Annotated in this window: 11 protein-coding genes; all 11 read right to left on the minus strand. The window is 34.6% G+C overall.

Features of this window, described 5'->3' with window-relative positions:
• Positions 1 to 48 precede the first annotated feature (48 nt).
• The 11 genes from gltP to J3U24_RS10660 all read right to left on the minus strand — a co-directional run bounded on the left by gltP (position 49) and on the right by J3U24_RS10660 (position 12,241).
• Entirely contained in the window at positions 49 to 1,359 is a 1,311-nt protein-coding gene (gene gltP, locus J3U24_RS10610; protein WP_176713972.1) for a glutamate/aspartate:proton symporter GltP, read from the minus strand.
• A gap of 91 nt (positions 1,360 to 1,450) precedes the next feature.
• Positions 1,451 to 4,144: a DNA topoisomerase (ATP-hydrolyzing) subunit A gene (gene gyrA / locus J3U24_RS10615; RefSeq protein WP_065561980.1), complete on the minus strand. Its 2,694-nt coding sequence runs from the start codon at positions 4,142 to 4,144 to the stop codon at positions 1,451 to 1,453.
• A gap of 97 nt (positions 4,145 to 4,241) precedes the next feature.
• The gene (locus J3U24_RS10620; protein WP_065561979.1) at positions 4,242 to 4,820 is read right to left on the minus strand and encodes an SIS domain-containing protein; all 579 of its coding nucleotides are present in this window, start codon (positions 4,818 to 4,820) and stop codon (positions 4,242 to 4,244) included.
• Positions 4,821 to 4,836: 16 nt separating this feature from the next.
• Positions 4,837 to 5,211 (minus strand): YraN family protein, encoded by a 375-nt coding sequence (locus J3U24_RS10625; RefSeq protein WP_065561978.1) that lies wholly within the window; start codon positions 5,209 to 5,211, stop codon positions 4,837 to 4,839.
• A complete protein-coding gene (locus tag J3U24_RS10630; RefSeq protein ID WP_267337715.1) occupies positions 5,174 to 7,027 on the minus strand; it encodes a penicillin-binding protein activator in 1,854 nt (617 codons plus the stop codon). The genes J3U24_RS10625 and J3U24_RS10630 overlap by 38 nt, the downstream gene beginning before the upstream one ends.
• A 20-nt stretch (positions 7,028 to 7,047) precedes the next feature.
• Complete coding sequence (rlmM, locus tag J3U24_RS10635) at positions 7,048 to 8,130, minus strand: 23S rRNA (cytidine(2498)-2'-O)-methyltransferase RlmM (protein ID WP_267337716.1); 1,083 nt, start codon at positions 8,128 to 8,130, stop codon at positions 7,048 to 7,050.
• A gap of 38 nt (positions 8,131 to 8,168) precedes the next feature.
• Positions 8,169 to 9,113 carry an LpxL/LpxP family Kdo(2)-lipid IV(A) lauroyl/palmitoleoyl acyltransferase gene (gene lpxL / locus J3U24_RS10640; RefSeq protein ID WP_267337717.1) on the minus strand — a complete coding sequence of 315 codons (945 nt, stop codon included), beginning with the start codon at positions 9,111 to 9,113 and terminating at the stop codon, positions 8,169 to 8,171.
• A 239-nt stretch (positions 9,114 to 9,352) separates the two neighbouring features.
• Positions 9,353 to 10,147, minus strand: coding sequence for a thymidylate synthase (gene thyA, locus J3U24_RS10645; protein ID WP_267337718.1), 795 nt, complete (start codon positions 10,145 to 10,147; stop codon positions 9,353 to 9,355).
• Positions 10,144 to 11,013, minus strand: a complete 870-nt coding sequence (lgt, locus tag J3U24_RS10650) for a prolipoprotein diacylglyceryl transferase (protein ID WP_267332364.1) — start codon at positions 11,011 to 11,013, stop codon at positions 10,144 to 10,146. Before lgt ends, thyA begins: the two co-directional genes overlap by 4 nt.
• On the minus strand, positions 11,010 to 11,582 hold the full coding sequence (rppH, locus tag J3U24_RS10655; RefSeq protein WP_065735008.1) for an RNA pyrophosphohydrolase: 573 nt from the start codon (positions 11,580 to 11,582) through the stop codon (positions 11,010 to 11,012). The genes lgt and rppH overlap by 4 nt, the downstream gene beginning before the upstream one ends.
• Positions 11,583 to 11,680: 98 nt before the next feature.
• Positions 11,681 to 12,241 carry a YgjV family protein gene (locus tag J3U24_RS10660; RefSeq protein WP_065561971.1) on the minus strand — a complete coding sequence of 187 codons (561 nt, stop codon included), beginning with the start codon at positions 12,239 to 12,241 and terminating at the stop codon, positions 11,681 to 11,683.
• Positions 12,242 to 12,393 lie beyond the last annotated feature (152 nt).

Genomic DNA, 12,393 nt, shown 5'->3' on the forward strand with positions numbered 1-12,393 from the left:
ATAAAAAAACTCCAGTTTCAACTGAAGCTTTATAAATTAAATGATGTCTTATTTTAAATATTCTTGCTCATATGCTCTTGCTTTTTTATCATCAAAAGCATGTTCCCAGCGGGCTATAACGATAGCAGCCAATGCATTACCCACAACATTAACTACTGTTCTACCCATATCTAAAATACGCTCAACACCCATAATATAACCAATACCCTCGATTGGAATACCAACACTACCAAGTGTAGCTGATAACACTAAAATTGAAGCACCTGGTACACCAGCTATCCCTTTTGATGCTATCATCAATGTTATAACAATGATAATTTGATCCAGAATGCTTAAATCCATACCAAATAATTGCGCGAGAAAAATAACAGTTATACTTTGATATAGTGTTGAACCATCAAGATTAAATGAATACCCAGTAGGGATAACAAAACTCGTAATTGCTTTTGGAGCACCATAAGCTTCCATTTTTTCAATGATCTTAGGCAAAGCTGTTTCAGAGCTTGCAGTTGAAAACGCAATCACGAGTTCTTCTTTCAATATTTTTAATAAGGTAAAAATATTAAATCGGCACAATTTACAAACTAAACCTAATATGACCAAGGTAAATATAATCATTGCTGAATAAACGGTTAAAATCAATTTCAGTAATGGCAATAGTGAAGCGAATCCATATTTGGCAACAGTTACCGTGATTAATGCAAATACCCCAATAGGTGCGTAACGCATAATCATATTAGTGACTTTAAACATTGTATCTGATACCACTTTTAACAAGAATAAAAATGGATCACGCTGTTTATCCGGTAGCGACATTAAGCCTAAGCCAAAAAAGACACAGAAGAAGATAACAGGTAAAACTGCACCATCAGACATTGCTTTAAAGATATTAGCTGGAATCATGTCTAAAATCATAACAATTAAACCGTGAGGTTTACCGCTAAGTTCTTCAGCTGCTTTAGTATATTTACTAATATCTGCTGAGGCTAACGTTGAAGAATCAATTCCCGCGCCAGGTGCAAAGAAATTTCCCCAAAAAAGACCTAACAAAATAGCAATAGTCGTAATAATTTCAAAATAAAGAATAGTTTTAAAACCAAGCATTCCTAAACGTTTTGATCCACCAATGCCTGCTATACCTAACGTTAAGGTACTAAGAATAATTGGTAATACAATCATCTTAATTAAGCGGATAAAGATATCACCTGCTGGTTGGAAAATATTAACAATTGCAAATTGATAATATGAATGTAATTCATGATTAGGATCAGCTAATTCATATAGAAAAGCACCTGCCACTACACCTAAGACCAAGGCAATTAAAATTTGCCAAGCAAGATTAGTTACAACTTTTTTTATAGAGAAAGACATGTAATTCTATTCCTTGTCGTGGTTTTCGAAAACAAAAAAGGATTAGTCTGTGTGGCTAATCCTTTTTTATAATTAAAAATTATTCTTCGGATTCTTGAGCGGAATCATCACTATCATAAGCCTCTTGGGACAATTCCGATTCATCATCATCTTCCGTTTCAGCAATTCGTTGTAATCCGACCACTTTTTCGTTTTCGGCTGTTCGAATTAAGGTTACCCCTTGAGTGTTTCGGCCCACTATGCTTACTTCAGATACACGAGTACGTACTAAGGTACCAGCATCAGTAATAAGCATGATTTGGTCAGTTTCTTCAACTTGTACTGCACCAACTACTGCACCGTTTCGTTCACTCACTTTAATAGAGATAACCCCTTTTGTAGCGCGTGATTTAGTTGGATATAATTCTTGTTCAGTACGTTTTCCATAACCATTTTGAGTTGCAGTTAAGATTGCACCATTTCCTCGAGGAACAATTAGTGATACAACTTTATCATCACCTTCTAATTTAATACCTCGAACACCTGTCGCTGTTCGGCCCATGCAACGAACTTTATTCGCTGGGAATCGAACCACTTTACCATTAGCAGAGAATAACATAATGTCTTCGGTGTTAGAGATTTGAGAGACTTCATCATCACTATCTGTCTCTTCAACAACCACATCATCGTTTAGTTCTTCATCATCAACGATATCAGATGTTTCATTACTTGTTAAATCAACACCAATAAGTTCATCATCATCACGTAAGTTAATAGCAATTATGCCACCGCTTCGAGGACGACTAAATTCAATTAGAGAGGTTTTCTTAACCGTACCTTGTGCTGTTGCCATGAATACACAATGTTCATCATCAAATTCACGAACAGGTAGAATTGCTGTAATGCGTTCATCAGCTTCTAGCGGTAATAAATTAATAATTGGACGACCTCGAGAACCTCGGCTGGCTTCTGGTAATTGATACACTTTCATCCAATATAAACGGCCACGGCTAGAGAAACAAAGTATAGTATCGTGAGTATTCGCAACTAATAACTTCTCAACAAAATCTTCTTCTTTAATTTTTGTTGCCGATTTACCTTTACCACCTCGACGTTGCGCTTCATAATCAGATAGCGGTTGATATTTCACATAACCTTGATGAGAAAGTGTAACTACAACATCTTCCTGAGCAATTAAGTCTTCAATATTGATATCAGCGCTGCTTGCAGTAATTTCTGTTCTTCTTGCATCTTGGAATTGATCGCGAACCGCTTCAAGCTCTTCACGAATAACTTCCATTAATCTTTCAGGGCTTGCAAGAATATGGAGTAAACCACTAATTTGAATTAGTAACTCTTTATATTCATCAAGAATTTTTTCGTGTTCAAGTCCGGTTAATCGATGTAAACGAAGATCTAAGATAGCTTGAGCTTGAGCTTCTGAAAGATAATAATGGCCATCTCGAATACCAAACTCTGGCGCTAAATCTTCCGGTCGAGCAGCATCATTACCAGCTTTTTCAAGCATTGCAGCAACATTACCTAGTTGCCAAGCTTGCGATAATAGTTTAGCTTTCGCTTCCGAAGGCGTAGCCGCTGCACGGATTAATTCAATCACAGGATCTATATTAGCTAATGCAATAGCTAAACCTTCCAATACATGCGCACGTTCACGAGCTTTACGAAGTTCATAAATAGTTCGACGCGTTACCACTTCACGGCGGTGAAGAACAAACGCTTCGATCATTTCTCTTAAATTTAATAGTTTTGGTTGGCCTTTATGTAAAGCCACCATATTAATACCAAAAGAAACTTGTAGTTGAGTTAATGAAAAAAGATTATTTAGAACAACTTCACCAACGGCATCGCGTTTAATCTCAATAACAATACGCATACCATCTTTGTCTGATTCATCGCGCAGTGCTGAAATGCCTTCAATTTTTTTATCTTTGACTAACTCTGCAATCTTCTCGATTAATTTTTTCTTATTAACTTGATAAGGAATTTCATTAACAATAATCGTTTCACGACCAGTGTGATCATCAACTTCAACCGTTGCTTTAGAACGAATATAAATGATACCACGACCAGTTCGATAGGCATTTTCAATACCTTTACGCCCATTAATTAATGCTGCGGTAGGAAAATCTGGACCTTTAATATACTCCATTAAACCATCGACAGAGATATTTTCATCTTCAATGAATGCCAAGCAGCCATTAATCACTTCAGCTAAATTATGAGGAGGAATATTAGTTGCCATACCAACTGCAATACCCGATGAACCGTTAATGAGTAAATTAGGAATTCGAGTTGGAAGAACATCAGGGATCATTTCTGATCCATCATAGTTTGGCGAGAAGTCTACGGTTTCTTTATCAAGATCTGTCAACAATGCCCCTGCAAATTTTTGCATACGAATTTCGGTATAACGCATTGCAGCAGCAGAGTCGCCGTCAACAGAACCAAAGTTACCTTGACCATCAACAAGCATATAACGTAATGAGAATGGTTGTGCCATACGAACGATAGTGTCATAAACAGCAGAATCACCATGTGGATGATATTTACCGATTACATCCCCGACAACACGAGCAGATTTTCGGTAAGGTTTATTCCAGTCGTATCCAGCTTCATGCATAGCAAATAAAACTCGTCTGTGGACGGGTTTTAGTCCGTCACGTACATCAGGCAAAGCACGCCCGACGATAACAGACATTGCATAATCAAGATAAGAGGATTTTAATTCGTCTTCAATATTGACGGGAGTTATTTCTTTGGCTAGTTCGGTCATAACACCATGTTCTCTTATTAATTTAAATCTTAAAATAGCTTATAATTATAGCACAAAAATAGCTATTAATGCAGAACTAAACTGTTTTTATTTCAACTTATTCTGTATGAATAAACAAAGTATTTTCAATTAATTGGCATAAACAGTTCAAAATCATTGTGTGCATTTCGTAGGCCATCACCTTTTTGTAAGATGGAATTCTGATTTCAATATCATTCTGACCAAGCAAACCGATTACTTCACCGCCATCAAATGCGGTTAATGCAACAATTTTCATATCTTTTATCACAGCTTCTTGGACGGCACGAATAATTGAGCGACTATTACCTTCACAAGTGGATATAATCAAAATATCACCTTGTTGCCCTAAAGCTTGAATTTGCCGCGCATATATCTCTTCATGATTTGATATCGCACTTAACAAAACATTATCCGAAACTAAAGCAATAGCAGGAATACTTGGCCTTTCAATGTCAAGACTTGTAATTAAGCGTGAAGTAAAGCTTTGTACATTCGCTGCCGCAGCCCCATTACCACATCCCATAATTTTATTACCATTAAGTAATCCACCAACAATAATATTAGCTGCTTTTTCAATTGAAGAGCCTAGTGATTCCGCCATCACTATTTGAGTTTGAATACTTTCAGTAAAATAATTTTTTATTAAATCTTGCACGTTTTTCACCTAACCATTAAAACGCATTAACTATCCATTTTTGATCTTTGCCCGTTATGGCAAAAACATCAAATCTAAACTCTGTTTCTTCAATATTAAAGTTATTCTCTAACATCCAAAGTTGTGCAGCTTGTTTAATTTTAGATTGTTTATTAAACGATATTGTCATTTCAGCTTCACCAAAATGGGCATTTTTTCGATATCTAACTTCAATAAAGACCAAGCAGGTTTTGTCTCGCATAATTAAATCAATTTCACCAATTTGGTATAGGCTATTTTGTTCCAATAATACAAGTCCTTGCTTGGTTAAAAATTGGCAAGCTAATTGTTCATAATACTGACCAATTTTTTTACTATTCGCTTTGCTGTGAGGGCTGATCAGATGCTTCATAAACATATTCTTGCCAAGAAAGTGATCGCGTTACTTCGCATTGATTACTTGTTGACAATTTACCGGTCATACCGTCTAAAAAATTAGGTTGATAAGAATCCAATTGATTGAAACGATTAGCGAGTCTCCATGCATCAATACCCATAGCGTATAATCGAGTTAAAGAATAATCTTTTTGAATATTGCCAGGGATAAGGGAAGACATTCTATCAGATGACTTAATAATCAATGGAATATCAGCATACTCAGTTTTATTCATATCATAGTTAAAATCATTTGAAGCGCTTGCTACATGGCTTTTAGAACTAGAATAAAGCGTAACTGATGATGACCCATTACCAATAGTTTTGCCCGCTCCCAAATCAAGCATTGGTTTTATTAACGTTAATTCGTCATATGATGCATAAACATAAATCGCATCAAAACCAGCGGAACTTGATGATGTTGTAGCACTACCATCATCAAAAGAGACTGGACGGCCAGTTAAACTTATTCCACTGTTATGATTCATATTGCCTCTCAAAGTACCGATACTACCGACATATTGGACATAAGCTTGAGAACCATTAGCAATTTGTGACCATTGTTTAGCAAAACTTTTAGCAACTCGTCTACCTAAATCAGTTTGTGGAACAATTAATAGTGGTTTTTGCTTATTTTGAGCAAAAATATGGTCAGCCGCATCTTTTGCTTCATCTTCAGGAGATAATGCGAAGAAACACATCTTATTAGAGGAAACAGTACCGTCATCCACTTTATTTAATGCTAAAACAGGAATAGAAGGTGCTAACTGTTTTATTTTAATAACTTCTTCTTTCAACAATGGCCCAACAATTAATTCAACATTTTGTGCTTGAGCTTGTTCAATTAAGCTTTCCATTGGTAATGATGTGGTATCTAAAACAACAACATTTTGTTGCGGTTCTTGTGGATAAAATTTAACAGCATCAACATAACCTTGACGAATTGTATTACCAAATATACGAGAAGAACCATTTAAAGGTAATAATAAAGCAACTGTTTTCGTATTTACATTATCAACAGAAAGCTTTTGGCCACCTACTAGCGCCGAAACAATCTCTTGGGCTGGATGATTTGGATATCTTGATGACCAATCTTCAATAGCTTGTTTTAATTGTGCACTTTGACTACTATTTGTTGCATCAACAACATCAGTACTATCACCTGACTGAGCTAATGCTTTTTTATTATTACTTTTATATGTATAACTTAAATCAATCCAACCTTTTAATATTACTTCATTTTCAAGGGCAGAAATTTGGCTTATTTGACTTGCAGATAATTTGCTAAAGAATTTCCAAGTATTATTTAATATCTGCTTTTGATGTTTCTCAGGGGCAAATTTTTGTAAAGATAAATAATCATGAGCTTGTTCATTTATATTTCTAGCTTTGCGATCTAAAGCTAATTTTATTGAATAATAACGATATGATTGTGAATCATTTAATTTATCAGCAGATAGTTGATTAAGATTAAATGGCTGTCCTTTTCTGACCGCTATTTCGCCTTGAGATAACAATTGGTCTTTTTGTTGTTCAGCATTAAGATTCGCAGGAAGCTCAGATAATAATTTGTTTGCTTGAGACAATTTATTCTCATTTATTAAAGCCCGCACAGCTAACAATTGCCAATCGATTTTGGCATTTCCTGAACTTGATTCAGCTTGCGACAAATAATAATTGGAATCTTTAGTCTCATCATATTTACCACTTTTCGATAAGCTGAGATTACAGCCAATTAAAAGCGAAAATAATGCTAACATAACAATAGCATAAAAGGATTGTTTTAATTTCATACCCATTCTCTTATAAATTTTCATCCCCAAATTCGTTGCACATGAACAGTAACTTCCTCACGATCGTGATAAAGCTGCTTAGCCTGAATTTGTACATTGATTTGATTATTATTTAGTTCTTTTATTAGTAATTGTAAATTTTGTTTTACTTCTTCATAACGTTTTTTCATTGGCAACTTGAGATTAAAAATTGTCTCTCGGCACCAACCATTAATAAGCCACTTGGCAATTAATTCTGTTACTTTGGCTGGTTTTTCAACCATATCACACACTAGCCAATAAATATTATGCTTTTTAGGTATAAATTTGAAGCCATCTTCACGATAATGTTTAACTTGCCCTGACTCCATAAGTTTTTCATTCATCGGACCATTATCTATAGCATATACCATCATGCTTCTTTTGACTAATTGATAAGTCCATCCTCCAGGACTCGCACCTAAATCAACTGCATTTAAACCACCTTTTAGTCGTTCATCCCACTCTTCATAAGGAATAAAAATATGAAAAGCTTCTTCTAGTTTTAACGTGGAACGGCTTGGGGCATCAGCAGGAAATTTTAATCTTGGTATTCCCATATAAAAAGGCGAATTATTTTGACTTAAGGAATATCCTACATAACAACTATTATTGTTAATGAATAATAGATGAATAACTGGCCGTGATGGATTTTGAACTTTTAAAAGGATACGCTTATTTCGTAAAGCTTGTCGAAGAGGAACTGTAAATTTCCGACAAAATCCTGCTAATTGTTTACCTTCATTCGTATCAGCAACTTCGACACGCAAATCACCTGCTTTATCAACAATACCAGATAATGCCTCGATTATTGGAGTGATACGATCTTCTGTTGGTAAATTATCTAATAAATCACCTGCAACAAACATTTGTCTGGCAAAAATCAGTGTTCGAAATGAAATTTCTTTAATCAATAATTGAGCATCACCATCTTGGTAACATTCAAATATTATATAACCACTATTTTCTTTAACTTTCGCAAATCCAAATATCTCTTTTTGTGCGGCCCTATCAGTTATTTCTGCCGCACATTCTTTTTCGAATCCAGGCCGGCAATACAAAATTATTTTATTTAGTTTTTGCATATCGTATCTTATCGTTTTTCACAATCGAATTTGTTAAATTAATCTGATTGAACTTTATCAGTATATAAAGGTGCATCCCCTTTGGGACGAGTTTTAAATCGTCGATGCAACCACATATATTGTTCTGGTGCTTTAAGAATTTCTTGTTCAATTGCTTTATTCATAAACGTGGCCGCTTGAACATCATCATCGATAGGATATCCCTTAAGTTCAGGAGTCACATAAACGGTATAATGACCTTTTGTTTCACGTTTAGGGGTGAAAGGTATAATTGCTGGTTGGCCTAATTTAACTAAAATTCGAGTCCCTATTGTGGTTGCGGCTTTTTCGACAGCAAAAAGTGGAGCAAATACACTATTTTTAGGGCCATAATCATGATCAGGTGCATACCATAACAATTCACCATTTTTTAGTGCTCTAATCATGCCTTTAGTATTATAGCGATCCAACATATATTTGTTTGATTTTAAACGCCCTTTTAATTGAATATAATCCATAACCGGATTATCGTTTGGTCGATAAACACCAACACCAGGATGACTCATTCCTAAAATACGTGCACCTAGCTCTAACGTTAAAAAATGAATCCCAATTAATAGAACACCTTGTCCAGATTGTTGTATGCGAGTGATATGCGAATCACCTACAATTGAAGAGTGTTTAGCAAGTCTTTTATCTGACCAAAACCAAGCCATACCCGTTTCAAATATAGCAAGTCCAGTTGAAATAAAATTATCTCTTAATATGTTATCGCGTTCTTGATCGGTTTTTTCAGGAAAACATAGTTTCAAGTTCTGTTTTGCGGTTTCTTTACGCTTACCGATTAACTTCATTGAAAGCAATCCTAAGCCTTTTCCTATTTGATAAATTATTGGATATGGCAACAATACGATTAGATATAAAACACTAATACCAAACCACGTTAACCAGTAACGAGGATGTAATAACCGTTTTGTAAAAGTAGGATGAATTTCTTGACTCATATTAAGATTAAATAACAATTTAAACAAAGTGAATTATTATATACCAATCTTGAATCAAGCGGCAGAAAAATAAAATAATTAAGCATGATGGAACATCATTTTATTAATAGATTTTTTTGTAAAGATAATGTTTTAAAAAAGATGTTAGGGATTAAATTGATTAATCCCTATTCTATAATTTTTAGTAATTTTTAAATTGAAACATGCTCAAAAAGGCCGCTCCTCAACTTTTTTTAATTTTAAATAGCTACTGGCGCTTTAATTGCAGGATAAGGGTCATAGCCAACAATTTCGAAATCTTCAAACTCATAATCAAAAATTGTAGGTGGCTTACGTTTAATAACCAGTTTAGGCAATGGTTTCGGTTCACGACTTAATTGTAAATGGGTCTGTTCCATATGATTAGAATAAAGATGTGTGTCTCCACCAGTCCAAACAAAATCACCGACTTCTAAATCACACTGTTGAGCTATCATATGAACGATTAACGAATAACTGGCAATGTTAAATGGTAATCCTAAAAATACATCACATGAACGCTGATAAAGTTGACACGAAAGTTTACCTTGAGCAACATAAAACTGAAAAAAAGCATGACATGGCGCTAATGCCATATGATCAAGTTCGCCAACATTCCATGCAGAAACGATCATTCGTCTTGAATCAGGATCATGTTTAATTTGTTCAATTACTTGAGAGATTTGATCTATCTGACGACCATCGGCGGCTCCCCAAGCACGCCATTGTTTACCATAAACTGGGCCAAGATCACCATTTTCATCCGCCCATTCATCCCATATCGTTACTTTATTATCTTTTAAATAATTAATATTGGTATCACCTTTAAGAAACCAAAGCAATTCATAGATAATTGAACGTAAATGACATTTTTTTGTTGTTACCAACGGAAAGCCATCTTGCAAATTAAATCGCATTTGATGACCAAAGATCGATAATGTACCTGTCCCTGTTCGATCTGATTTAGGTGTTCCCTCATCTAAAATTTTTTGCATTAATGCTAAATATTGTTTCATTTTGAGATAACCTTATTGTTAAATCTATATGCATATAAAAGGATCAAAATTCCACCGATAATCATTGGTAGACAGAGAATTTGCCCCATACTAATAAAATTCAAAAATAATCCTAACTGTTCATCTGGTTGTCTGAAGAACTCTATGATGAATCTGAATATTCCATAGCAAACCAAAAATAGCCCTGACACAGCACCTGTTGGACGTGGTTTACGGATAAAAAGGTTCAAGATAATAAATAAGACTATACCTTCAAATACCATTTCATAAAGTTGTGATGGGTGTCTTGGTAAAACACCATTTAATTGGCTATATAAAGAAAACCATTCGGGATGTGATTGTACAAACATAAAATCGGCATGAGTCGAAGTCGGAAATAACATACCAATTGATGAGTTAGTTACACGTCCCCAAAGTTCACCGTTGATAAAATTACCAAAACGACCAAACATCAAACCGATCGGAACTAACGGTGCAACAAAATCGGCTACTTGCATAAATGTTTTTTGGGTCTTTTTAGCAAATATAGCAATAACGCAAATTGCACCAATCAATCCACCATGGAAAGACATTCCTCCTTCCCAAACTCGAAATAAGATTGCAGGCTCATCAATAAAAGCATCAAAGTTATAAAATAATATATAGCCTAATCGTCCACCAATGAAGAGACCTAAAAATCCCCAGAATAGTAAATTTTCAACTTGTTGCGATGTCCAATTACTATTTGGTTTGTTAGCTCGTCGCTTAGCTAAATATAAGGCGCCAAGTATGCCAAATAAATACATTGCGCCGTACCAATGTAAGGAAATAGGTCCGATTGAAAAAGCAATTGGATCAAAATTGGGGAATTGTAAAAATTGATTCATTTTTTAACACGCTGTTTATTTTTTCGTTTATGAGTAAAGAAGTTAAATCGTTTTTTCTTAGAAAGATTTGTTATAGGATCTTCTATGTCAGATTGTATAGTAAAAACAGGCAAAGAAAACTCTTTCATCGCCTTACGATATACATCACGCTTAAAAGCAATAACCTGCCTTATAGGATACCAATAACTTACCCACTTCCAATCATCAAATTCTGGCGTTGGTGAAATATTTAAGTTTATTACCGATGTATCAGAAATTAATTCTAATAAAAACCACTTCTGCTTTTGGCCGATACATACAGGCTGATTATCCCAACGAATCATTCGTTTAGGTAGTTTATACCTTAGCCAGCCATTGGTAACCGACAAAATTCTTACATCTTTGGGTTGTAATCCTACTTCTTCATTAAGTTCACGAAACATTGCTTGTTCAGGTGTTTCGTTTAGTTTTATTCCGCCCTGAGGAAATTGCCAAGAGTTTTGCCCATAACGTCGAGCCCAAAGTACTTGACCATACCTGTTACAAATAACGATTCCTACATTTGGACGGTAGCCATCATTATCGATCACTGACTACCTCAAAAATTTATTTTTTTATATAGCTGAATTGTTTCATACATACACTAATAAATAAATAGGAAAATGATATTAATCGTCTAAATCTAATATTATATGCGAGATTTTTGGGATAATTTAATAATAGTAATAATATTAATTAGCGCAAATGTAATCTCTATCGCTAGGCTTCCTAAAGAGCCTATCCATAAACTATAAATGATCCATAAAGCACTACTCAATAATATAAGTAATCGCATCTTTTGTTGTTCAAATCGGAATAGCGCAATGGTTACTAATGTCGTTCCAATAACCGAGAAATAATTAATGAATTGCTTCCAATCCGGCGTTGTAAAAAAATAAAATATCCACATCAATGCAATAAAGAAAAACATTGCTAAAAAATTCTTAGTATAAGTAGAAGTCACATTCCTAAAAATATTTACAATATTGAGTATAGCAGCAGGATAGGATTCAGGACCTAATAAATAAAAATGCAGCGTCATAATGACGTTAACAATCGTTAATTGCCATCGGAATGCATTATCATTACGTTGCAAAAAGGCACTAACACCGACAAGATAACCTAATATACCAATTAGTTGAGGAACTGTTGTGTATTTTTCAATAAAATCTGAACCAAAAAATTGATATAAAAAGTTTAAATTATCCACTGTTTACTCCTTAGACAAATGGATCTGAATAATAAATGATTCATGAATATACTTTTACTATTTGTAGAATGCAAAAAAGCCCAGCATTGCTGCTGGGCTTTCGCTCTAATTTAAAAGTCTGGCGGCACCCTACTCTCACATGGGTAATACCC

This window comes from Gilliamella sp. B2785 (genome assembly GCF_026537005.1).
Classification (GTDB): domain Bacteria; phylum Pseudomonadota; class Gammaproteobacteria; order Enterobacterales; family Orbaceae; genus Gilliamella; species Gilliamella apicola_E.

Coding starts and splice junctions, on each gene's coding strand:
- gyrA (WP_065561980.1), bottom strand. CDS start 4,144: ATGACCGAACTAGCCAAAGAAATAACTCCCGTCAATATTGAAGACGAA.
- J3U24_RS10625 (WP_065561978.1), bottom strand. CDS start 5,211: ATGAAGCATCTGATCAGCCCTCACAGCAAAGCGAATAGTAAAAAAATT.
- J3U24_RS10630 (WP_267337715.1), bottom strand. CDS start 7,027: ATGAAATTAAAACAATCCTTTTATGCTATTGTTATGTTAGCATTATTT.
- rlmM (WP_267337716.1), bottom strand. CDS start 8,130: ATGCAAAAACTAAATAAAATAATTTTGTATTGCCGGCCTGGATTCGAA.
- lpxL (WP_267337717.1), bottom strand. CDS start 9,113: ATGAGTCAAGAAATTCATCCTACTTTTACAAAACGGTTATTACATCCT.
- thyA (WP_267337718.1), bottom strand. CDS start 10,147: ATGAAACAATATTTAGCATTAATGCAAAAAATTTTAGATGAGGGAACA.
- lgt (WP_267332364.1), bottom strand. CDS start 11,013: ATGAATCAATTTTTACAATTCCCCAATTTTGATCCAATTGCTTTTTCA.